The sequence below is a fragment of the Curtobacterium flaccumfaciens UCD-AKU genome (assembly GCF_000349565.1).
GTDB classification, from domain to species: domain Bacteria; phylum Actinomycetota; class Actinomycetes; order Actinomycetales; family Microbacteriaceae; genus Curtobacterium; species Curtobacterium poinsettiae.
Window position 1 is genome coordinate 109970 of record NZ_KB714607.1, and the last position, 22072, is coordinate 132041.

A 22072-nucleotide genomic window follows, 5' to 3' on the forward strand; every position below is an offset into this window, starting at 1 on the left:
AGTACCGCTCACCCGAGCAGGACCGCTCACCCGAGCACGACCGATCACCGGCGCAGGACCGCTCACTGGAAGTCGCGCGACCGGGTGCGGACGGACAGCGACAGGTGCTCGATGCGGTCCGCCACCAGGTTGACCACGCCGTCGGGTGACCGCTCGAGGATGCCCCGGACGATCACCGCCGGGGACTCCCGCGCCACCCGGCGGTAGCGCCCCCACACCCCGACGCTGCAGATGACGTTGACCAGCCCGGTCTCGTCCTCGACGTTCAGGAACGTGATGCCGGACGCGGTCGCCGGACGCTGCCGGTGCGTCACGATCCCGCCGACCTCGACCCGTCGTCCGGTCTCGGCGGTCGCGGTGTCCTGCACGCTGAGCACCCGGCGGGCTGCGAGCCGGTCGCGCACGTGCCGGACGGGGTGGTCGTCGGTCGTCATGCCCGTCGACCACATGTCCGCGATGAGCACGTCCCCGCTCGTCATCTGACCGAACAACGGCGGCTGCACGAACACCTGCGTGTCCGGCAGCTGGTCCGGACGCTCGGCCGCGGCCTGCGCAGCCGACCACATCGCACCGCGGCGGTCGATGTCGAACGGGGCGAAGGCGTCGGCGGCAGCGAGGGCCTCGAGCTGCGGCGTCGTGAGTCCGACCCGGCGGGCCAGGTCCGACATGTCGCGGAAGGGGCCGTTGGCGTCCCGCTCGGCGACGATCTTCTCGGCGCTCTTCCGGCTGAGCGACGCGACCTCGGCGAGCCCGAGCCGCACGGCGAAGGCACCGTCGCGACGGTGGCTCGCGGTGTCGTCGGGGAGCGCCTTGTCGAAGGGCAGCACCGGGGGCTGCTCGGCGGCCAGGCAGGCGTCGGCACCGACCGGGGCGTCCCCGTCCGGCAGCGGTTCGAGCGTGGCGTCCACCCCGGACCGCAGGATGTCCGGTCGCAGCACGCGGACACCGTGCCGCCGGGCGTCGGCGACCAGGGTCTGCGGTGAGTAGAACCCCATCGGCTGCGCCCGGAGCAGCGCTGCCAGGAACGCCCCCGGGTAGTGCAGCCGCATCCACGCGCTCGCGTAGACGATGAGGGCGAAGCTGATCGAGTGGCTCTCCGCGAAGCCGAAGTTCGCGAAGGCCTGGATCTTCGCGTAGATCGCGTCGGCGTCGGCGCCGTGGATGCCGTTGTCCGCCATCCCCGCGTAGAGCTTGTCCCGCAGCCGGTCGATCTTCTCGTGTCCGCGCTTCGACCCCATCGCCCGCCGCAGCAGGTCGGCGTCGTCCCCGGAGCAGTTGCCGACCGCGATCGCCATCTGCATGAGTTGTTCCTGGAACAGCGGGACCCCGAGGGTGCGTTCGAGCACGGGTTCGAGCGCCGGGTGCATGTAGGTGATCGGTTCCTCGCCGGTGCGCCGTCGGATGTACGGGTGCACTGCGCCGCCCTGGATCGGCCCGGGGCGGACGAGTGCGACCTCGATCACCAGGTCGTAGAACCGCCGTGGGAGCAGTCGGGGCAGGGTGCCCATCTGCGCGCGGGACTCCACCTGGAACACCCCGATCGTGTCCGCGCGGCAGAGCTGGTCGTAGACGCCCTGTTCCTCCTTCGGGATGGAGTGCATCTCCCAGCGCTCACCGCAGTGCTCTGCCGCCAGGTCGAACGAGTACTGCAACGCGGCGAGCATGCCGAGCCCGAGCATGTCGAACTTCACGAGCCCCATGTAGGCGCAGTCGTCCTTGTCCCACTGGAGCACGGTGCGGCCGTCCATCCGGGCGTGTTCGATCGGCACGACCTCGCCCACCGGGCGGTCGGTCAGCACCATGCCGCCGGAGTGGATGCCGAGGTGCCGCGGGAACCCGAGGACGTCGCTCGCGAGTCCGACGACCGCCGGTGGGATGTCGTGGTCCTGGCTCTCGGTCACCGAACCCCACCGTTCGACCTGCTTCGACCATGCGTCCTGCTGTCCGGGGCTGTGGCCGAGCGCCTTCGCCATGTCGCGCACCGCGCCCTTGGGCCGGTAGGTGATCACGTTCGCGACCTGGGCGGCGTTGTGCCGGCCGTACTTGGCGTAGACGTACTGGATCACCTCTTCGCGGCGGTCCGAGTCGAAGTCGACGTCGATGTCGGGCTCCTCGTCGCGCATCGCCGACAGGAACCGCTCGAACGGCAGCCCGTAGCGGATCGAGTCCACCGCGGTGATCTCGAGCAGGTAGCAGACCGCCGAGTTCGCCGCCGAACCCCGCCCCTGACAGAGGATGCCCCGGCCGCGGGCGTACTGCACCATGTCGCGCACGATCAGGAAGTACCCGGGGAAGTTCTTCTCCTCGATCACGGACAGCTCGCGTTCGATGCGCTCCCGCTTGCGGGGCTCGACGCCGTCGGCGCTGCCCGGGTAGAACCGCCGGGCACCGGTCCAGGTGAGTTCGCGCAGCCACGACATCGCGGTGTGTCCATCCGGGACGTCGAGGTCGGGCAGCCCGGGCTTGACCGTCTTCAGCCGGAACCCGAGTTCGTCGGCGAGCTCCACGGTCCGTTCGACCGCGCCGGGGTAGCGCCCGAACCGTCTGGCCATCTCGGCGCCGGAGCGCAGGTGGGCGGTGTCGGCTGCGGGCAGCCAGCCGTCGATCTCGTCGAGGCTGCGGCGAGCACGGACCGCCGCGAGCGCGGTGGCCACCGGGAACCGGTCCGGGGTGGCGTAGTGCACGTTGCCGGTGGCGACCAGGGGCAGTGCGTGCTTCGTGGCCAGGGCGGCCAGGGCGTCGTTGCGGGCGCTGTCGAGCGGGTCGCCGTGGTCGAGCAGCTCCACCACGACGTTGCGGCTGCCGAACCGGTCGAGCAGCACCCGGAGCGCGGTGTCGGCGGCGGATTCCCCACCCTGCTCGAGGGCCTGCCGCACGGTGCCCTTCCGGCACCCGGTCAGGACACGCCAGTGGCCGTCCGCGCGTGCGGCGAGGTCGTCGAGGTCGTACTGCGGGCTGCCCTTCTCGGATCCGGCGGCCAGGTGCGCGCTCGTGACCGCGCCGGCCAAGCGGTGGTAGCCGTCCTGCCCGTCGGCGAGCAGGAGCAGGTGCGAGCCCTCGGGGTCGGGCACACCGTTCTGCGGTTCGGTCAGCCCCAGGGACAGCTCGGTGCCGAAGACGGTGCCCACCTGCGGGTAGGACTCGGCGACCTCGGCCATCCGGGCTGCCCCGTAGAAGCCGTCGTGGTCGGTGAGCGCGAGGGCGTGCAGCCGGAGCCGGGCGGCTTCTTCGAACAGGTGCTCGGGCTGACTGGCGCCGTCGAGGAAGCTGAAGGCCGAGTGCGCGTGCAATTCGGCGTACGGCACGACCGGGCCGCCGTCGGTGTCGATCGGCGACGGGACGTACGGCTCGCGCTTCCGCGACCACGCCGGGCTGTCGCCGCCGTCGCCGTCGTGCGCGGTGCCCGGGCTCCGTTTGTCGGACAGCGCGCGCTCGAACTGCGACCACGGGACGGGTGGGTTGCTGTAGCCCATCAGGACACGCTCCTGTTGGTGGTGGTGGGGGTCGGGGTCACGTCGCGATCGCCTCCGCCCACCAGCGGTGGTCCGCGAGCACCAGGTACCAGGCACGCCCCTCGGCGTCGACGAGCTGCAGCCGGTGCAGGTGTCGGCCGCCGGACTCCCACCACCGGACGACGAGTGGCCACGGACCCGCCCAGGCCGTCACGGCAGAGAAGCCGCCGCCCCGGTCGCCCTCGGCACGGAACCGTTCGGGAGCGCCGGACAGCACGCCGCGCTCGTCGACGTCGACGCTCGCACCACCGGCAGCGACCACGTCGACCGGTCGGGGGCGCTCGAGCACGGTGGCGGGCGGCGGACCGGGGAGCTTGCCGGGCCACGGACGGTCGCGGACGGTCGCCAGGGCGCGCTCACCACCCGCGGGTGCGTCGCCCCACGGCACGAGCACCACGCGCTCGGACAGGGTGCGGCCACCGCCGACGCGCGGACTCACCACACCGTCGTGGCCGACCATGCCCTGGATCCGGGCGAGGCCGTGGTGCACGCGCTCGTCCGGGCCGGAGCCCCACAGCCCGCGCTCGTGGTTCGCCATGTCGTCGACGGCGACCGGCTCGAGCACGACCGAGGTGACCGGTGCCTCGAGCCCGCTGGGGTCCACCCCGCCGGCGAGCTGCCACCGCACCCGGTCGACCACGTCGGCGGCGTCGAACCAGCGCGGGTGTGCCCAGGTCCGTTCGAGCAGGATGTCACGCTCGTCGACGATCCCCACCCGGATGGTCGTCGCCACGAGCCCCGCGGCCCGGAGTCGCTCGGCGAAGTCGTCGGCGGAGCGTCGGAACGCGAACGCGATCTGGTCGGCACGGTCCAGCGGGGGTTCGAACGACGCCTCGACCCGGAGTTCCGGTGGGATCTCCCGCGCCGCGATCTCGCGCGGGTCTCGGCCCGCGGCCAACCGGTGCAGGAACGCTCCGGCCACACCGAAGCGGTCGCGGACCTGCTCGTCGCCGAGTGCCGCGAAGTCGCCGAGCGTGGTGATGCCGAGCCGGTCGAGCACCGTCGCGAGGTCGGGGTCGCCGAGCACGCCGAGCGGCAGGTGCGCGAGGAAGTCCGCCGATCCCCCGACGGGCACGAGCCGCACGCGTTCACCGGGACGCACCGGGCGCGCCCGGGCTGCCTGGTCCGCCGCGAACGGGGTGTCGGCCACCCCGGCCCGCACCGCGGGGGCGCCGTGGTCGGCCGCGATGCCGGCCAGGGTCGCCGCCGCCGCTCGCTCACCGCCGTAGTACCGGGCCGGCCCGCGGGCGCGGAGCGCGAGGGTGCCCGGCCGCAGCACCTCCACCCCGGGGACCGCTGCCTCGACCGCACGGATGACGGGCTCGAACGCGCGGTGGTCGAGGGCGTCGTCGTAGGGCTGCACGAGGAGCTCGGGGCACCGCGCCTGCGCCTCCCGCACGCGGAGTCCCCGCACGACGCCCTGTTCTCGCGCGGACGCCGAACTCGCGAACACGAGCCCCTTCGCGGTCAGGGCGAGGGGCTGCTCCGGCGGGGTCCCACCGGCCCGAGCAGCCGCGATGACCGGCCAGTCCGGGCACCAGAGCACGATGGTCCGGGTCGGGGGTGGTTCGGGCAGTGCTGCCCCACGGGTGATCGCGTCGGTCCGGACGCGCCCCGGGGCGATCACGACGCCACCGCCACGGGCCGCAGCACACGGGTGTCCCCGGAGCCCACCGTCGGCACGGGCGTCGCGGCCCGGACCGCGCCGTCGGCCGCGGGCAGGAGGAGCTCTGCGGTCGCCGGACGCACCGCACCGGCACGCCCGGTCGCGGTCACGGTGGCCCGGCGCTCCGTCAGGTGGCCGTGGCCCTGTCCGATGCCGCTCCACGTCGACGACGTGACCCGCAGCGTGACGTCCGCTCCGGGCCAGGACCCGAGCGCGACGAGCGCCCCACCACGCTGTCGCAGTCGGGCCGAGAGCCGTGCCACGTCGCCCGGCACGACCCGGCCGAGCGGTCGGGTGAGGACGATCTGCGCGATGTCGGCCATCGCCGCCGTCACGGCGAGCCACTGGTCGCCCGGATCGGGGACGAGCACGAGCCGCTCCAGGTCGATCCCCGCGGCTGCGGCGGCTTCGATCCCGAAGGACGGCACCCCGACGACCGCGCACCACGCGCCGGCCGCCGAGGCCGCCTGCAGCATCGTGATCGCGAGCAGCACCGACTCGGGGACGGCGTAGGTGCCACCGACCCGGATCGCGCCGCCGGGCAGCAGGGGTTCGAGCGCCGGGGCGGTGGGGAGCCCGGCGGTGTCGACCCGGGTGGACTCCATGTCGGCCACCCGGGACCGCAGGGACGTGATGCGGTCGAGCGCGGCCCGCGCGTCGCCCAGGTGATCGGACCCGCGACGCACACCGCCACCGGCCGCACCGCCGCCGCGTGCAGCACCGCTCCGCCCGCCCCGGTCCGGGGTGGGCGACCGGAGTGCCGCCGCCGTCTGCATGCCCTCATATTCGAACATGTGTTCGATGATGTCAATCGCGTCCGACATCTGTGGACAGTCCGTGTCGAACACGTGTTCGAAACGCGGCAGGTCACCAGCCGACGGCCGCCCCCACTGCACCGAGCACCGACCGCGTCTTCGTCTCGACCTCGTCCGCCTCGTCCGCTGCCACCGAGGACCACGTCACCGCTCCCCCGGCTCCCAGCGTCCGGGAACGCACCGCCCCCGACGCGTCGAGCACGGTCACGAGGCTACGGATCGCCACCGACAGATCGACCGCCCCACTGGCCGAGAAGTACCCGATCGCGCCGGAGTACACCCCGCGCGGCGCCCCCTCGAGCCGGTCCGCGATCGCCGTGGCGCTGCGCTTCGGCGCACCCGTCATCGACCCCGGTGGGAACGCCGCGTGCACCACGTCGGCCCGTGACGCCCCCGGCGGCAGCACCGCCCCGATCGTCGACACCAGCTGGTGCACGCTGGCGTACGTCTCGACCTCGCACAACCGCTCGACGTGCACCGACCCGGGCACCGCCGTCCGCAGCAGGTCGTTCCGCAGCAGGTCGACGATCATCACGTTCTCGGCGCGGTCCTTCGGGCTCGTCGCCAGGTCGTCCCGCGCAGCCGCGTCCGCCGCCGCGTCGGCGAGTCGCCGTCGGGTGCCCTTGATCGGCTCCGCGAGCACCGCTCCGGCCGCGTCGATCCGCAGGAACCGTTCCGGCGACCGGCTCGCCACGCGCAGCGGGCCGAGCCGCAGGTACGCGCCGAACGGCACGGGGTCCGACGCCCGCATCCGCAGGTACTCGTCCAGGTGCGGGTCCGTACCGGGGCCGCCACGGGCCTCCTGGCCGACCGCGAAGGCGGTGGTGAGGCAGACCTGGAACGCGTTCCCCTCGCGGATCTCCGCACGGCACACGTCGACCGCCTGCTCGTAGGCGGCGCGCGACACGCGTCCGGTCGCCGCGGACACCCCGGCCGGGAGGCCCGTGGCCGCGTCGCCGACATCGGCCGACGGCATGCGGGCGGTCGCGTCCTCGAGCCACGCACGGTTGTGCGCACTGGCCTCCGGTTCGGCGTCGGCGACGAGCGCCAGCGCCCACGCGTCACCGGTGTGGTCGACGACGAGGGCACGGTCGACGAACCGCAGGTCCGCGTCGGCGTGCCCGTCGGCGGTGCGGTCCGGGCCGTCGGACTCGCGGCCGAGCTCGTACCCGAGGAACCCGACCCACCCGAGCGCGAACCCGCACCCGTCGACCGGCTCGGGCAGACGGGGCGTGCGTCGGAGCAGGTCCGCGAGCACCGCGAAGGCCGGACGGCCCTCGGAACGAACCCGCCCGAACCACCCCTCGGCGGGCGCGGCGACCGTCAGGTGCGCACGGCGGCCCTGGTGTCGGAACCGAGCGGCGAACGGCCCGTCCGTCCAGGCCAGCACGGACCAGCGCGCCCGGGGCCGGGCCGTGGCGGGGGCACCGTCCGGCAGCCCGGAGTCGAGCCACACCAGGTCCCCCGAGACCCGCGCCGCCAGGGCCGCCAGGTCGGGGACGGGGTCGAGTCGGCGGACCTCGACGCGGACGCCGGGGTCGGGGTCGGTCAGACCGCGGCGATCGTCCATGCGGCGGTGTGCGAGGCACCGGGGGCGAGCACCACGAGGCCGCGGTCCTCGCCGTCGTTGAAGGCGTCGGGCGCGCAGGTCATCGGCTCGACGGCGAGACCCGCGCGGTGGTACTCGGGCACGACGTGGTCGGCGGTGTGCACCTGGGCCCATCCGCACTCCGGCCCGAAGGTCGCACGGACCCCGTGACCGTCCGCCGCCGTGACGGCGATCGTGGCGAGTCCGCCGGCGTCGCGGTCGAACCCGGTGAAGGCGTGGTCGATGAACCGGTCGCCGATCAGCGTGGGCGTGCGCAGGTCGAACTCGTCGTGGACGGGGACCAGGTCGGTCGGGATGAGCCGGTCCGGCGTCACCTCGAGCACCTGGGCGGCGGGGAGCGTCAGGGTCCAGTCGTCGACGGTGCCGGCACCCGCCACGAGGTACGGGTGCGGGCCGGTGCCCCACGGCGCGGCCTGGGCCCCGGTGTTCGTCCCGGTGATCGTCGTGTGCAGCCCCTCGGCGTCGAGCCGGTACTCCACGGTGACCTCGACGCGGTACGGGTAGCCTTCCTGCGCCTGCACGGTCGTGGCGAGCACGACCCGGTCGTCCGCCTGCTCCTGCACCCGGAAGTCGGTCCACGCGACGAGTCCGTGCAGGGCGTGGTGCCGTGCCGGCTCGGTGAGGGCCAGCTCGTGGTCGACGCCGCCGAAGGAGTACTCGCCGTCGACGATCCGGTTCGGCCACGGAGCCAGGACGGCGCCGCGGAAGACCGGACGGACCTGGTCGGCGTCGAACGGCACGACCAGGTCACGACCCTCGTGCCGCAGGGTCCGCAGCGTCGCTCCGACCGTGGCGATGTCGGCCGTGTAGCCGGCGGAGGCGATCCTCAGTGGGGACCCGGACAGCGGCGCGTCGTTGCTCATGCGCTCAGCGTATCGGGCCACCGGGTGGCGATCGGCGCACGAGAAAACCCCCGCCGTTCCGAGGAACGACGGGGGTTTCGGGTGGATCTGAGGGGACTCGAACCCCTGACCCCCTGCATGCCATGCAGGTGCGCTACCAGCTGCGCCACAGACCCAGATCGTGTTGCTTCTGCACCAACCGGTTCCCCGGAGGCACCATAGAAGCGTACACCATGCGAACGCCGGGCAACGAAATCGAAGCCGCCACCCGGGCGCGTCGCTGATCAGGCGGTGTGGTCCACCGGGAGCTCGAGCGGGATGGTCGGGCAGTCGGCCCAGAGACGCTCGAGCGAGTAGTACTGGCGGTCTTCGTCGTGGAAGACGTGCACGATGACGTCGCCGAAGTCGATGAGGACCCAGCGGCCCTCGGCACGCCCTTCGCGGCGGAGCGTCTTGGCACCGAGCTCGAGGAGGCGTTCCTCGACGGCATCGGCGATGGACTGCACGTTGCGCTCGTTCCGACCGGTTGCGAGCAGGAACACGTCCGTGAGCTGCAACGGCCCGGTCACGTCGAGAGCGACGAGGTCCTCGGCCTGCTTGGCGTCAGCCGCGAGTGCTGCGGCCTGCGCGAGTTCCAGTGCGCGAGTGGAGGCGGTCACGGATTCCTTCCGGTCGTCGAACCGACGGACAGCCGGTTCGCTTGATGGGTCACGATCATAAGCCACCCCGCCGACAGCGGCCAGGCCGGGGTCGGCGGGGTGGTGGAGAACGGTCGTCGGGGACGGCAGCGGTCAGCCGCCGAACGCATGGGTGGTGACGAGGGCGACGACGATGACCGCCGCTGCGGCGATGCCGACCGAGCCGAGCGCGACACCGAGGATGAGCGGCGTTCGCGACTCCTTCGGCTTGGCGGCGGCGAGCACGACCTGACGGGTCGAGGTGTGACTGGACACCGCACGGCTCGCACGCACCGGACTGGCGTCGGTCTCGGGCTGCTCGTCCTGCTGCTCGAGCAGGCGGTCGACCTCGGCCCCGTCGATCGGACGGTGCGACCCGGTCGACGACAGCGACGCCGGCAGGTCGATCGATCCGGTGAGGATCACCTCGCCCGTCGCGTTGAGGGCACCCGTCGGGTCGGCCAGGGCCGAGTTCGGCAGGATGATCGCGTTGGTGTTCGTCACGGCGACGCGGCGGGTGCCGGTCTCGGCGTCGTGCACCTCGGAGTCGTTCGAGTCGTGCGCCTGCTGCGACCAGTGGCCGGCGGGCGGCGCGAAGGCCGTGGTCACCGGCTTCGGCTCGGTGGGCCGCTGGAACGCGGCGGGGGCCTTCGGGGCCTCGGTCACGGCGCCGGGCAGCGGGACCTCGTTCGTGTCGTCGTCCTCGGCGTCGAGCGAGAGCGGGAACACCGCGGGGGTCCCTGCTGCGGCGTTCGTCGGGATCGGGACGGGCGTGACGGCGGGCCGCGACCCGGGCGCGGTGTCGGCCGACCCGGCCGGAGCGTCGGCGGGCGTCTCGTCGGCCTGGGCATCGTCGGTCGCGTCGTCCGCCGGGGCGTCGAGGACCGACGCCTCGGGTGCGGTGGCGTCCGGGTCGGTGGCGTCCGAGTCGGTGGCGTCCGATTCGGTGCGGTCCGAGTGGGTGCCGTCCGAGTCGGAGTCGGCGGGCGGCGACCATGTCGAGCGGTGGCGGCGGGGCTCCTCGGCATGCGCAGCGGCCTCGTCGAGGGCCTCGATCGCGTCCGGGGACCCGTCGGCCTCGGTGGCTTGCGCGACCGCGGCCTGGTCGAGGACCGTCGGCGCAACGGACTGCTCGTCGCGCTCGGCCTCGGCATCCGGAGTGCTCTGCTGCGCCGCGGCGGGGTCGATCGTGTCGACCGAGCCGATGACGTCCTCGACGGTGCGGTCGGAGGACTGCGGCGTGGGGTTCTGCAGCGGAACCGGCAGGACCGCCTGGCGCTCGGCGGCGCGGAGCTGCCGGATCTGCCGACGGGTGAGTCCACCGCTGCCGGGGACGATCTCGGTCGCGGACGCCGGCGGGAACGGCGGCACACCGGCCGCGGGCGCCGACACCGGGACGGACGGCGCGGAGCCCGGAGCATCCTGCGCCGAACCCGGCGTGGACGACTGGGCAGGGCCGCCTGGTGCGGGGGCGACGTGCGACCCGGGGCGACGACGGGACTCGGGGGTCTCGGCCGCGGGCGTGGCGACGGTCGGGGGCGGCGTCGCGGGCTGCGAACCGGCCGCGGCGGCACGCTCCCGCTCGCGCGCCTGGCGCCGCGACAGGGGCGGCTGCGCGTCGGACGAACTCATGCAACGCTCCGATACAGATGGTGCTTGGAGATGTACTGGACGACACCGTCGGGAACCAAGTACCAGACGGGGGAACCCCGTCGAACCCGGTCACGGCAATCCGTCGACGATATGGCCAGTGCAGGGACTTCGAGCAAGCTTACGTCCCGCTCGGGCAATCCGGTGATGCTCAAGGCGTGTCCCGGACGCGTCACGGCGACGAAGTGTGCCAGGTCCCAGAGTCCATCATGGTCTTTCCAGTCGACGATCTGCTGAACGGCGTCTGCGCCCGAGATGAAGACGAGCTGGGCATCCGGTCGTTGTTCGTGCAGGTCCTGCAGCGTGTCGACGGTGTACGTCGGCCCCGGACGGTCGATGTCCGCGCGGCTGACGGTGAACATCGGGTTCGACGCGGTGGCGATGACGGTCATCAGGTACCGGTGCTCGGCGTCGGTGACGTCGGACTTCATGTACGGCTGCCCGGTGGGGACGAAGACGACCTCGTCGAGGTCGAACGCCCGCGCCACCTCGGACGCCGCGACCAGGTGCCCGTGGTGGATGGGGTCGAACGTGCCACCCATCACGCCGATGCGTGGCCGTCCGGTGGTCTCGAGCATCGAGTGGTCGGTCAGATCTTGGTGTGACCGAACTCGTCGACACCCGACTCGTTGTGGCGGGTGGCCTCGAACTTCTGGGAGTGACGGTACGCCACGTCGCGGAAGCTCCAGGTGACGAAGCCGAGGAAGATGAAGAAGAGGGCGCCGACCATGGGGAACACGAACGCGGGCGCCCCGGAGGCGTGCTCAGCAGCTTCTGCGAGGAGGGTCATCGTTCGTGCTCCGTTCGGTCGGGGAAAGACGCCGTTCAGTCTAGCCGCGGATCTGCCCGGAGCCGCGCACGATCCACTTCGTGCTCGTGAGCTCCGGCAGCCCCATCGGACCGCGCGCGTGCAGCTTCTGCGTCGAGATGCCGACCTCGGCCCCGAAGCCGAACGCACCGCCGTCGGTGAACCGAGTGGAGGCGTTCACCATCACCACCGCCGAGTCGACGCTCGCCAGGAACCGCTCGGCGGTGTCGACGTCGTTCGTGACGATCGACTCCGTGTGGTGCGTGGACCACCGGGCGATGTGCGCCATCGCCGCGTCGACGTCGGGCACGACGCGGATCGACAGGTCGAGGTCCATCGACTCGGTCGCCCAGTCGGCGTCGGTGGCTCGGAGCACCCCGGGCACGATCGCCCGGGTGGCGTCGTCGCCGCGCAGCGTGACGCCGGATGCCCGCAGCCGGTCCGCCAGCACCGGCAGGAGTCGCTCGGCCGCCGCCTCGTGCACCAGCAGGGTCTCGAGGGCGTTGCACACGCTCGGTCGCTGCACCTTGCTGTTCAGCACGATGTCGACCGCACGCTGCTCCGGCGCGGACGCGTCGAGGAACACGTGCACGACGCCTGCCCCGGTCTCGATGACGGGCACCTGCGACTCGGTGACGACGGTCTGGATGAGCGCGGCGCTCCCCCGTGGGATCAGCACGTCGACCAGCCCGCGGGCACGCATGAGCTCGGTGGCGCCGGCGCGGCCGAACTCGTCGATGGTCTGCACCAGGTCGCGGGGCAGTCCGACCGACTCGACCGCGTCCTGGATCCGGGCGACGAGCACGGCGTTCGTGTGCTGGGCCGCCGATCCACCGCGGAGCACGACGGCGTTGCCCGACTTGAGTGCGAGCGAAGCGATGTCGACGGTGACGTTCGGGCGTGCCTCGTAGATGGCCCCGACGACACCGAACGGCACACGCACCTGGGTGAGCTGGAGCCCGTTCGGCAGCTGCGACCCGCGCACGTGCTCCCCCACGGGGTCGGTGAGCCCGGCGACGTGCTCGACCGCGGCAGCCAGGGCCTCGATCCGGACCGGGTCGAGCCGCAGCCGGTCGAGCAGTCCCGACGACAGGCCGCCGTCCTCACCCGCGACGAGGTCGTCGTGGTTGGCGCGGACGATCTCGTCCGTCGCTGCACGCACCGCCGAGGCGATCGCCGCGAGGGCCGCGTCCTTGACCGCGGTCGTGGCGGTCGCGAGCGCCGACGAGGCGGCGCGTGCCGCCACGAGCTTGTCGGTCAGGGTCGGGGCGGGCGCGATCGACGACATGGACCGATTGTAGGTCCGCCACCGGGGTCGTGACGGGCCTGCCGGACGCTCACCGCGCCTCCAGGCCCGGTCCGCCGTTCCGGTCGGTCACGACACGTCGTCCCCCGTTCGCCGAGCGGTCGCAGACCGTCGCCCAGCGGCGACCGCAACGACGGTTCCCGACCACACGCCGGTGACCCGACGGGGAGTCGTGACCGCCCGGAGGCCCGCCACCGGTCCCGACACCCGCACCGGCCCTCCAGGCGGTCGCGTCCACCCCGTCGACTGCCTGGACCCGCCGGTCACGACACGTCGTCCCCCGCCCGCCGAGCGGTCGCAGACCGTCGCTCCGCGACGCCCGCGCCGACGGTCCCCGACCAGTCGGCGCCGTCCCGACGGGGAGCCGTGACCGCCTGGAGGACCGCCACCGGTCCCGACACCCGCACCGGCCCTCCAGGCGGTCGCGTCCACCCCGCCGACCGGTCACGACACGTCGTCCCCCGCCCTCCGAGTGGTCACAGACCGTCGCCCAGCGGTGACCGCAACGACGGCTCCCGACCACGCGCCGGTGACCCGACGGGGAGTCGTGACCGCCCGGAGGACCGCCACCGGTCCCGACACCCGCACCGGCCCTCCAGGCGGTCGCGTCCACCCCGTCGACTGCCTGGACCCGCCGGTCACAACACGTCGCGTCACGCCCGCCGAGCGGTCGCAGACCGTCGCTCCGCGACGCCCGCGCCGACGGTCCCCGACCAGTCGGCGCCGTCACAACGGGGAGCCGTGACCAGTCGCTGCCAGTCGCCCGGCCCGGCCCGCCCTCAGCGGCGCGGCGCGGCGTGGAACCAGGTGCCGACGTGTTCGCCCGCCAGGGCGCGGTATACCAGCGCCGTGTCGGTCACGAGCACCGCGGTGCCCGCCTCGGCCGCGAGCCGCGCAGCGGCGACCTTGGTCCCCGCTCCCCCGGTACCGACGCCGGCCGTGCCGATCGACCCGAAGGTGACCCCGGCCAGCTCGTCGCCGAACGGCACCTCGTCGATGCGGGTCGCACCGGGCTGCTCCGGGGGTGCCGTGTAGAGCGCCTCGACGTCGGAGAGCAGCACCAGGGCATCGGCACCGAGCAGCCGAGCCACCAGGGCCGCGAGCCGGTCGTTGTCGCCGAAGCGGATCTCGTGGGTGGCGACGGTGTCGTTCTCGTTCACGATCGGCAGCACTCGCAGCGCGAGCAACCGGTCGATGGCGCGCTGGGCGTTCACCCGGTGCGTGGGGTTCTGCAGGTCGCCCGCCGTGAGCAGGATCTGCGCCGCGACGACACCGTGCCGGTCGAGTTCCTTCTGGTACCGGAACATCAGGACGTTCTGCCCGGTGGCCGCCGCCGCCTGCTGCGTGGCCAGGTCGTCCGGCCGCCCCTGGAGCCCGAGGAACGGGAACCCGGTCGCGATCGCGCCGGACGACACGAGCACCACCTCGGTGCCCCGCCCGTAGGCCGCCGCCAGGGCGTCCACCAGCGGGCCGATCTGCCCGGCGGCGTCACCGCTGACCGACGACGAGCCGACCTTGACCACGATCCGCCGCGCACGCGGGATGTCCTCGCGCCGGGTGACGGGTCCGAGGTCGGTGCGGGCGGTCGTGTCGGTCATGCCGCGGTCAGTCCTTCTGGTCGCTGGTCTCGACCTGGTCGCCGTCGAACTGGTCGCCGGTGCCGAGCTGGTCACTGGTCACGACGTCGTCGTCCACCCAGAGCCCGGAGACGCGCTCCTGCTCGAGCTCGGCACGGGCGGCGGCCTTGGCGTCCATCCGCTCGAAGTACTCCTCGCGCCGCTCGTTGCGGGTCGGACGCGAGGTCGCACCGATGCGGGCGTCGGTGCCACGGGCACTCGTGATGAGCTCCGCGGTCGACGTGAGCGTGGGCTCCCAGTCGAACACCATGCCGCCGTCGCCACCGATGACGACCGTCGACCCGGCGACGGCTCCGGCCTTGAACAGACCGTCCTCGACGCCGAGCTTCGCGAGCCGGTCGGCCAGGTAGCCGATCGCCTCTTCGTTGGTGAAGTCGGTCTGCTGGACCCAGCGCTCCGGCTTGGCGCCGCGGACGCGGTAGAAGCGGTGCTCCTCGCCGCCCTCGGCGCGCACGGTGAAGGGCTTCTCGTTGACCGAGCGGGGGCGCAGGACGATGCGCTCCGGCACCGGCTCGGCCGCACGGGCGGCGCGGGCCTGCTCGACCACGTCCGCCAGGGCGAACGTCAGCTCGCGGAGGCCCTTGCGGGACGCCGTGGAGATCGGGAAGACGCGGTAGCCGCGGCCCTCGAGCTCGGCGGTGACGAACTCTGCGAGTTCCTGCGCCTCGGGCACGTCGATCTTGTTCAGGGCGATGAGCTGCGGGCGCTCGAGCAGCGGCACCTGGCCCTCGGGGACCGGGTAGCGCTCGAGTTCGCCGAGGATGACGTCGAGGTCGCTGATCGGGTCGCGGCCCGGGTCGAGCGTGGCGCAGTCGATGACGTGGAGCAGCGCCTCGCACCGCTCGACGTGCCGCAGGAACTCCAGGCCGAGGCCCTTGCCCTCGGACGCGCCCTCGATCAGACCGGGGACGTCGGCGACGGTGAAGCGGGTGTCGCCGGATTCGACGACGCCCAGGTTCGGGGTGAGGGTGGTGAACGGGTAGTCCGCGATCTTCGGCTTGGCGGCCGAGACCGCCGCGATCAGCGAGGACTTGCCGGCGCTCGGGAACCCGACGAGGGCGACGTCGGCGATGGTCTTCAGCTCGAGGCTGATGTCCCCCGCCCAGCCCTCGGTGCCGAGCAGCGCGAAGCCGGGGGCCTTGCGCTTGGTGGTGGAGAGCGCCGCGTTGCCGAGGCCACCCTGCCCACCGGGGGCCACGACGACGCGCATGCCGGGCTCGGTGAGGTCGGCGATCACTTCGCCGGATTCGTCGTACACCACGGTGCCGACGGGCATCGGGAGCTCGAGGACCTCGCCGCTGACACCGCTGCGGTGGTCGCCCATGCCGGGCTGGCCGTTCTTCGACGAGCGGTGCGGGGAACGGTGGTAGCCGAGCAGCGTCGTCACCTGCGGGTCGGCCACGAGCACGATGTCGCCGCCGTCACCGCCGTTGCCGCCGTCGGGCCCGGCCAGGGGCTTGAACTTCTCACGGCGGACCGACACGCAGCCGTTGCCGCCGTGCCCCGCGCTGAGGTGCAGGGTCACGCGGTCGACGAAGGTCGCCATGGGTCCACTCCAGGTGTTTCGTTGTGCCGACGGGATCGTCGGCGGGAAAAGCGAAGGAGGGGCGGGCACTCGGCCCGCCCCTCCAGCTGCAGTCGTTCGAACGACTACGCGTTGACGATGTTGATGACCTTGCGGCCACCCTTGGTGCCGAACTCGACCGAACCGGACGAGAGGGCGAACAGCGTGTCGTCGCCACCACGGCCGACGTTGGCGCCGGGGTGGAAGTGGGTGCCGCGCTGGCGGACGATGATCTCGCCGGCGTTGACGACCTCGCCACCGAAGCGCTTCACGCCGAGGCGCTGTGCGTTCGAGTCACGACCGTTGCGAGTGGAACTCGCACCCTTCTTGTGTGCCATGAGTTGACTCCCTTACGCGATCTTGGTGATCTTGACGCGGGTCAGCTCAGCGCGGAAACCCTGGCGCTTCTTGTACCCGGTCTTGTTCTTGAACTTCTGGATGATGACCTTGGGACCACGGAGGTCGTCGAGCACCTCGGCGGTGACGGTCACGTTCGCGAGCTCGGAAGCCGCCGACGTGATCTTGTCACCGTCCACGAGGAGCACGGGGGCGAGGTCGATGTTGCCCTTGTCGTCCGCCTTGGCACGGTCGATGGTCAGGATGGTGCCGACCTCGACCTTCTCCTGACGGCCGCCGGCGCGCACTACTGCGTAAACCACGTGGAAATCCTTACGTAACTCTGCTTGAGGGAAGTCTCGGGTGCCCACTTCTGCACGAGCGGCTCCCGGAAGGCCGGGCCCGATCGGCGACGCAGGCAGAACGGCCCGCTGACACCAGGGACCGAGAATACTCGATCACCCTGGGTCCGGTCAAACGGCGACACCCGTACGATTGCACGGTGACCGTGTTGATCGACCCACCGACGTGGCCCGCCCACGACACACTGTGGTCGCACCTCGTCAGTGATGAATCCTACGCGGAACTCCACGCGTTCGCTGCGCGGGCCGGCGTGCCGCCCCGCGCGTTCGACCACGACCACTACGACGTCCCGCTCTCGCGGTACGACGAACTGGTGGCCGCCGGCGCCTCGGCCGTCACCGGTCGCGAGCTCGTGCTGCGGTTGATCCGCAGTGGGCTGCGCGTGGCGCAGCGGGACAAGCGCGGCCTCTGAGCGCCCGCCAGGAGGCGCGGTGCGGGTCTGCCCGGCCCCGCACCTCGCACGGTGCGCAGCCGGCTCACAGGGCCCGCGAGCGGGCTCAGCGGGGCGCTGGGCCGCCCCAGGGGTTCGCCGGGGGCTGCTGCTGGTCGGAGCGCGGTCCGGCGCCGTACTGCCCGCCGTACTGGCCGTGCGGGTCGGGCTGGACGCGTCCCTGCCCGTAGGGTGCGGGCGGCTGCTGCTGTGGCTGCTGCTGGATCGTCGACGGTGGGACCGCGTCGGCGGGTCGGACGGTGCCCGGCCTGCCCGGGGTCGTCGACGAGCCAGGGCCGCGGCGCGGGCGACCGAGCCAGAGCCAGGCGGCCGTGGCGGTCGCCAGGAGCATCACGGTGAACGGCAGCCCGTTCTGCAGCGGACGCGTGAGCACGTCGATGACGAGCTTGGAGCCGCCGGCGGTCGCCGCGCCGAAGGACCCGGTGAAGACGCCGACCAGCATCAGGGCCACCGTGCCCGCGGCGCCGGCGAGCACGACGCGGAGCAGGAGCCTCGGCAGCGGGCTGCGGCGGTCGATCGGCGTCAGGAAGGCCAGGGCCAGGAACGCCCCGGCGTAGTACGGGAACGGCGCCACGAACACACTGGTCGTGAAGCTGCCGAGCAGGCTCGTCCCCGCGCCGTAGTGCTGGAACGGGCTGACCACGAGCGAGGTGCCGAGCAGACCGAAGAGCCCGGACACGAACTCGACGAGCACCAGGGCGACGACCGCGATGAGCGCCCCGGCCGTGTTCGTCACCGAGGCACCGGGCGCGAAGGCCCGCCGCGGGTCGGCAGGGGCACGGGGCGGTCGCGGCGGGGCGTACGGCGCACCGGCACCGGGCTGGCGACCGTACTGCGGCACCGGACCACGCGGCTGCTGCCCACCCGGCTGCTGACCACCCGGGCCGGGCGGTGCGGGCTGGGACCAGCCCGCACCGTAGTACCCACGCTGCTGCTGCGGGTCGCCCGGGTTCGTCACGTCAGCTCCCCAGGATCACAGCGCCGTCGGAGCCGTCGGCGTCGTCGGCCGGCTCCTCCGTCGGCGTGGCCGGAGCGCTGATGCTCGGCGACGAGACCCGGCGGGAACGCGAGCGCCCCTGTCCGGGCTGCTTCGGCTCAGGGAGCGCCTGGAGCACCGAGTCGAGCAGGGACTCGGCGTCCGGGGCGACCGCGCGGGGCTCGCGCTTGGGCGCTGCGGCGATCGGGATGTCCAGGATCGCCACCGAGTTGTCGGTCGGGGTCACCGTGGCACTCGAGCTCACGCGACGACGGGCCGGGGCCTTCGCCTTCGGTGCGCTCGCGACCTCGGGCTCGGTGACGTTCGACGCGGCGGCCTTCGGGGCGCTGCCCTTCGTCGCACTGGCCTTCGGCGCGCGCGCCTCGGGTTCGACGACGGGCTCGGCGGCGGGTGCCTCCGGTGCCTCGGGGGCCTCCGGGGCCTCCGGGGCCTCCGGGGCGGCAGCGGTCTGCTGGTCTCCCCCGCGCCCACCACGGCCCCGACGACGGCGCTTCGAACCGGTGGGCTGCTCGCCGCCCGCACTGTCCGTGCTGGTCGATGCGTCCGCCGAGGACGGCGCCTCGGCTTCGGTCGCGGCAGCCGCGGCCTCCTGCTCGTCGTGCGACAGGGTCGAGGCGGCGATCCGGGACAACGCGTTCTTCACGTCGTCGGTGATCTGGTGCGCCTGGCTCGACCCACCGTTCGACGAGGACCCCGACGAACCGGAGTTCCCGGTGCCGTTGCCGCCGTTGCCGGAGCGGCCGTTCTCGTTGCCGTTCCCGCCACGACCCTTGCGACGGCCCTTGCTCGGACCCGGGTCGGCGTTGTTGTCGTTGATCTTGGCGTTGACCTCGTCGAGCGACTCGCGCAGACCGACACCGATCTTCTTGCGGGTCATCTGTACCAGGCCGAGCGAGGTGATCTCGGCGACCTGGTGCTTCGTGCGGTCGCGGCTCAGGCACTCGACCAGACGGCGGAGCACGAGGTCGCGGTTCTCCTCGAGCACCATGTCGATGAAGTCGACGACGATGATGCCGCCGATGTCACGCAGGCGCAGCTGCCGGACGATCTCCTCGGCGGCCTCGAGGTTGTTCTTCGTGACCGTCTCTTCGAGGTTGCCGCCGGAGCCGACGAACTTGCCGGTGTTGACGTCGACGACCGTCATGGCCTCGGTGCGGTCGATGACGAGCGAACCACCGGAGGGCAGCCAGACCTTGCGGTCGAGCGCCTTGTCGATCTGCTCGTTGAGGCGGAACTCCTCGAAGGAGTCGGGGCCGTCGTAGCGGACGACGCGGTCCTTCAGGTCCGGGGCGACGGCCGTCAGGTACTCGTCGATGGTGCCACCGGCGGCCTCGCCGTCGATGATCAGCTTCGTGAAGTCCTCGTTGAAGACGTCGCGGACGATCTTGATGAGCAGGTCGGGCTCCGAGTGCAGCATCACCGGGGCCTGGCCACCGGCGACCTTCTTCTGGATGGCCTCCCACTGGCTGGTCAGGCGCTGCACGTCGCGGGTGAGCTGCTCCTCGGTCGCTCCCTCGGCAGCGGTGCGCACGATGACGCCCGCGTGCTCCGGCAGGACCTCCTTCAGGATCTTCTTCAGGCGGGCACGTTCGGTGTCCGGCAGCTTGCGCGAGATCCCGTTCATCGAGCCGTTCGGCACGTAGACCAGGTAGCGACCGGGCAGCGAGACCTGGCTGGTCAGACGGGCGCCCTTGTGGCCGACCGGGTCCTTCGTGACCTGCACCAGGACCTTGTCGCCCGGCTTGAGGGCTGCCTCGATGCGGCGACCGTGGCTGGTGTCGACCGAGTTCCAGTCGACCTCGCCGGCGTAGAGCACGGCGTTCCGGCCGCGGCCGATGTCGACGAACGCGGCCTCCATCGAGGGCAGGACGTTCTGCACCTTGCCGAGGTAGACGTTGCCGATGAGCGACACGTTCTCGGACTTGGTGATGTAGTGCTCGGCGAGGATGCCGTCCTCGAGCACGCCGATCTCGATCGTCGACGAGCTGGAGCGGACGATCATCTGGCGGTCGACGCTCTCGCGGCGGGCGAGGAACTCGTCCTCGCTGACCACCTGGCGGCGGCGTCCGGCGTCGCGACCGTCGCGACGACGCTGCTTCTTCGCCTCGAGACGGGTCGAACCCTTGATGCGCTGCGGCTCGGTGATGAGCTCCGGCTCACGACGGCGCGGCTCCTGGTGGTCGCGCGGCTCGCGGGCCTCGCGGTCGGCGCTCGAGCCACGGCGACGCGAGCGACGGCGGGAACCGCCCTGGTCGTCGCGGTCGTCACGGTCGCGATCGCGGTCGAAGCGGTCTTCGCGGTCGTAGCGGTCGTCCTCGTCGCGGTCGCGGTCACGATCGCGGTCGCGCTCGAACCGGGGCGCGCGCTGCGGCAGGTCCGGCAGCACCGGGGCGTGGAAGATCAGGCTGAGCGTGCTCGTGGCCTTCGGCACGACCGGCTCGTCGGCTGGTGCCGCGTCGTCGCTCGCCTCGGCCGTGGGCGCGGCCTCGGTCGGACGGGAGGCGCGGTCCGCGTCCGCCCCGTCGGTCACGGTGCCCGACTGGTCGCCCGTCACGACCGGCAGGTCACCGGTCAGCGTGCTCACGTCGTGCGGCTCGGCACCGCTGTCGGCGACGGCCTCGACCGCGACGGAGACCGCCCCGGTGTCGGTCGGCTCCGACGGCGAATCGGGAGAGTCCGGCGAACCGGGCGACGCGACGCTGGCCGCGGGACGGGCGTCAGCGCCGCCCGTCAGCGCGAGGGTCTCGTCGGCGTGGGGTGCCTGCTCGGCGCTCCCACGGGCCTCCTGGCCGGACGACCGGGCGCGGCGACCGCCGAACAGGCGGCTCCGGCGCTTCGGCGCGTTCTCGTCGTTGGTCGTGTTGTCGTTGTTCTGCTCCACCATGGACTGGTGCACTCCTCGGCCCCACTCGCACCCTTTCGGGTGGCGGGAATTCTGTGTCGTGGCGGGCGGCGTCGACGCCCCCGCGCTCGCTGTCTCGTGACCGGTCCGCGTCAACTTCTCGTTGCGTCCGCGCCCGTTCCGGTCCGGGCACCCGGCCCGGGTCGGCTCGTCGTCGGAGTGACGCTGCCCGACCACAGTGCGCTCTCACCGCACCTGATCGTCCGAGGTCTGCCCGGTGGGGCGTCGCTCGGAAAGCTCTCTTCGGTGTGCGGTTGGCCGCACGACCTCCAGGCATTATCGCATGCCACACCCGGAAAGCACCGGAACCCGCGTGCGATGATGACCGCGTGACCGCGTCTGCACCTGCCCCCCGTCGTCCGATCGCGATGGCGGTCTTCCTGCTCGTCACCGGGCTCGTCGGCCTGTACGCAGCGTTCCAGCTCGTCCTCGACGAGTTCGCGAAGTACGAGAACCCCAAGGCCGTCCTGAGCTGTGACGTCAATCCGTTCATCAACTGCTCCGACGTGATGGCCAGCTGGCAGGGCCACCTGTTCGGGTTCCCGAACCCGCTGCTCGGCGTCATGGGGTTCGTCGCCCCGATCGCCGTCGCGGTGCTGATGCTGGCCGGGTTCCGGAACGGCTCGCGCTGGTTCTGGATCGCGTTCAACGCCGGCGTGTTCCTGGCGTGGGTGTTCGTGACCTGGCTGTTCACGCAGACCGTCTTCGTCATCGGCGCCCTGTGCCCGTGGTGCATGCTCGTCTGGTCGATGACGATCCCGATGTTCTGGGTCTTCACGATCTGGAACATGGCGCAGGGACGCTTCGGCGCCGGGGCACAGCGCGTCGGGCGCACGCTCCTGCCCTTCTGCTGGACGTTCCCGCTGGCCAACTACCTGGTCATCATCGTCACGATCATCATCATGTTCCCGGCGGTCCTGACCGTCTTCTGAGCCGT

At 72.4% G+C, this 22072-nt stretch carries 18 protein-coding genes and 1 tRNA gene; 2 read left to right on the forward strand and 17 right to left on the reverse strand.

Features of this window, described 5'->3' with window-relative positions; genetic code table 11:
• Nucleotides 1–62 precede the first annotated feature (62 nt).
• The 15 genes from H489_RS22710 to rplU form a co-directional block, all read right to left on the reverse strand.
• Nucleotides 63–3473: an error-prone DNA polymerase gene (locus H489_RS22710; protein ID WP_017885964.1), complete on the reverse strand. Its 3411-nt coding sequence runs from the start codon at nucleotides 3471–3473 to the stop codon at nucleotides 63–65.
• A gap of 37 nt (nucleotides 3474–3510) precedes the next feature.
• Nucleotides 3511–5139 (reverse strand): DNA polymerase Y family protein, encoded by a 1629-nt coding sequence (locus tag H489_RS22715; RefSeq protein WP_017885965.1) that lies wholly within the window; start codon nucleotides 5137–5139, stop codon nucleotides 3511–3513.
• Nucleotides 5136–5972: a hypothetical protein gene (locus H489_RS0118315; RefSeq protein WP_235045651.1), complete on the reverse strand. Its 837-nt coding sequence runs from the start codon at nucleotides 5970–5972 to the stop codon at nucleotides 5136–5138. Before H489_RS0118315 ends, H489_RS22715 begins: the two co-directional genes overlap by 4 nt.
• Before the next feature lie 73 nt (nucleotides 5973–6045).
• Nucleotides 6046–7563: an anthranilate synthase component I family protein gene (locus H489_RS22720; protein ID WP_017885967.1), complete on the reverse strand. Its 1518-nt coding sequence runs from the start codon at nucleotides 7561–7563 to the stop codon at nucleotides 6046–6048.
• On the reverse strand, nucleotides 7542–8465 hold the full coding sequence (locus H489_RS22725; RefSeq protein WP_017885968.1) for an aldose 1-epimerase family protein: 924 nt from the start codon (nucleotides 8463–8465) through the stop codon (nucleotides 7542–7544). The genes H489_RS22720 and H489_RS22725 overlap by 22 nt, the downstream gene beginning before the upstream one ends.
• Nucleotides 8466–8547: 82 nt before the next feature.
• Nucleotides 8548–8620 (reverse strand) — tRNA-Ala (locus tag H489_RS22730).
• Between the two features lie 108 nt (nucleotides 8621–8728).
• Nucleotides 8729–9103: a ribosome silencing factor gene (gene rsfS, locus H489_RS22735; RefSeq protein ID WP_017885969.1), complete on the reverse strand. Its 375-nt coding sequence runs from the start codon at nucleotides 9101–9103 to the stop codon at nucleotides 8729–8731.
• 132 nt (nucleotides 9104–9235) lie between these two features.
• Nucleotides 9236–10753, reverse strand: coding sequence for a hypothetical protein (locus H489_RS22740; protein WP_020381104.1), 1518 nt, complete (start codon nucleotides 10751–10753; stop codon nucleotides 9236–9238).
• On the reverse strand, nucleotides 10750–11349 hold the full coding sequence (gene nadD / locus H489_RS22745) for a nicotinate-nucleotide adenylyltransferase (protein WP_017885970.1): 600 nt from the start codon (nucleotides 11347–11349) through the stop codon (nucleotides 10750–10752). Before nadD ends, H489_RS22740 begins: the two co-directional genes overlap by 4 nt.
• Nucleotides 11350–11360: 11 nt before the next feature.
• Nucleotides 11361–11561: a hypothetical protein gene (locus tag H489_RS22750; protein WP_017885971.1), complete on the reverse strand. Its 201-nt coding sequence runs from the start codon at nucleotides 11559–11561 to the stop codon at nucleotides 11361–11363.
• A gap of 40 nt (nucleotides 11562–11601) precedes the next feature.
• Nucleotides 11602–12867 (reverse strand): glutamate-5-semialdehyde dehydrogenase, encoded by a 1266-nt coding sequence (locus H489_RS22755; RefSeq protein ID WP_017885972.1) that lies wholly within the window; start codon nucleotides 12865–12867, stop codon nucleotides 11602–11604.
• A 797-nt stretch (nucleotides 12868–13664) separates the two neighbouring features.
• Complete coding sequence (gene proB, locus H489_RS22760) at nucleotides 13665–14483, reverse strand: glutamate 5-kinase (protein ID WP_017885974.1); 819 nt, start codon at nucleotides 14481–14483, stop codon at nucleotides 13665–13667.
• A 7-nt stretch (nucleotides 14484–14490) separates the two neighbouring features.
• Nucleotides 14491–16068, reverse strand: a complete 1578-nt coding sequence (gene obgE, locus H489_RS22765) for a GTPase ObgE (protein WP_017885975.1) — start codon at nucleotides 16066–16068, stop codon at nucleotides 14491–14493.
• Nucleotides 16069–16172: 104 nt separating this feature from the next.
• The gene (gene rpmA, locus H489_RS22770) at nucleotides 16173–16424 is read right to left on the reverse strand and encodes a 50S ribosomal protein L27 (RefSeq protein ID WP_017885976.1); all 252 of its coding nucleotides are present in this window, start codon (nucleotides 16422–16424) and stop codon (nucleotides 16173–16175) included.
• Between the two features lie 12 nt (nucleotides 16425–16436).
• On the reverse strand, nucleotides 16437–16745 hold the full coding sequence (rplU, locus tag H489_RS22775) for a 50S ribosomal protein L21 (RefSeq protein ID WP_027464715.1): 309 nt from the start codon (nucleotides 16743–16745) through the stop codon (nucleotides 16437–16439).
• Nucleotides 16746–16924: 179 nt separating this feature from the next.
• Between rplU and H489_RS22780 the strand changes: the two genes are divergently transcribed.
• Nucleotides 16925–17197 (forward strand): DUF4031 domain-containing protein, encoded by a 273-nt coding sequence (locus tag H489_RS22780; RefSeq protein ID WP_017885978.1) that lies wholly within the window; start codon nucleotides 16925–16927, stop codon nucleotides 17195–17197.
• Between the two features lie 85 nt (nucleotides 17198–17282).
• Here the strand turns inward: H489_RS22780 and H489_RS22785 are convergent, their stop codons facing one another.
• Nucleotides 17283–18194, reverse strand: a complete 912-nt coding sequence (locus tag H489_RS22785) for a hypothetical protein (protein ID WP_017885979.1) — start codon at nucleotides 18192–18194, stop codon at nucleotides 17283–17285.
• Nucleotide 18195: 1 nt separating this feature from the next.
• A complete protein-coding gene (locus H489_RS36595; protein WP_017885980.1) occupies nucleotides 18196–21117 on the reverse strand; it encodes an Rne/Rng family ribonuclease in 2922 nt (973 codons plus the stop codon).
• 347 nt (nucleotides 21118–21464) lie between these two features.
• Between H489_RS36595 and H489_RS22795 the strand changes: the two genes are divergently transcribed.
• Nucleotides 21465–22067: a vitamin K epoxide reductase family protein gene (locus H489_RS22795; protein WP_031259221.1), complete on the forward strand. Its 603-nt coding sequence runs from the start codon at nucleotides 21465–21467 to the stop codon at nucleotides 22065–22067.
• The last annotated feature ends 5 nt before the right edge of the window (nucleotides 22068–22072 follow it).

Excerpts from the sequence above, each read along its gene's own strand:
- obgE (WP_017885975.1), bottom strand. The coding sequence starts at position 16,068 with ATGGCGACCTTCGTCGACCGCGTGACCCTGCACCTCAGCGCGGGGCAC.
- H489_RS22720 (WP_017885967.1), bottom strand. The coding sequence starts at position 7,563 with ATGGACGATCGCCGCGGTCTGACCGACCCCGACCCCGGCGTCCGCGTC.
- H489_RS22740 (WP_020381104.1), bottom strand. The coding sequence starts at position 10,753 with ATGAGTTCGTCCGACGCGCAGCCGCCCCTGTCGCGGCGCCAGGCGCGC.
- rpmA (WP_017885976.1), bottom strand. The coding sequence starts at position 16,424 with ATGGCACACAAGAAGGGTGCGAGTTCCACTCGCAACGGTCGTGACTCG.
- nadD (WP_017885970.1), bottom strand. The coding sequence starts at position 11,349 with ATGCTCGAGACCACCGGACGGCCACGCATCGGCGTGATGGGTGGCACG.
- H489_RS22755 (WP_017885972.1), bottom strand. The coding sequence starts at position 12,867 with ATGTCGTCGATCGCGCCCGCCCCGACCCTGACCGACAAGCTCGTGGCG.
- H489_RS36595 (WP_017885980.1), bottom strand. The coding sequence starts at position 21,117 with ATGGTGGAGCAGAACAACGACAACACGACCAACGACGAGAACGCGCCG.
- proB (WP_017885974.1), bottom strand. The coding sequence starts at position 14,483 with ATGACCGACACGACCGCCCGCACCGACCTCGGACCCGTCACCCGGCGC.
- H489_RS0118315 (WP_235045651.1), bottom strand. The coding sequence starts at position 5,972 with ATGTTCGAATATGAGGGCATGCAGACGGCGGCGGCACTCCGGTCGCCC.
- H489_RS22725 (WP_017885968.1), bottom strand. The coding sequence starts at position 8,465 with ATGAGCAACGACGCGCCGCTGTCCGGGTCCCCACTGAGGATCGCCTCC.
- H489_RS22710 (WP_017885964.1), bottom strand. The coding sequence starts at position 3,473 with ATGGGCTACAGCAACCCACCCGTCCCGTGGTCGCAGTTCGAGCGCGCG.
- H489_RS22750 (WP_017885971.1), bottom strand. The coding sequence starts at position 11,561 with ATGACCCTCCTCGCAGAAGCTGCTGAGCACGCCTCCGGGGCGCCCGCG.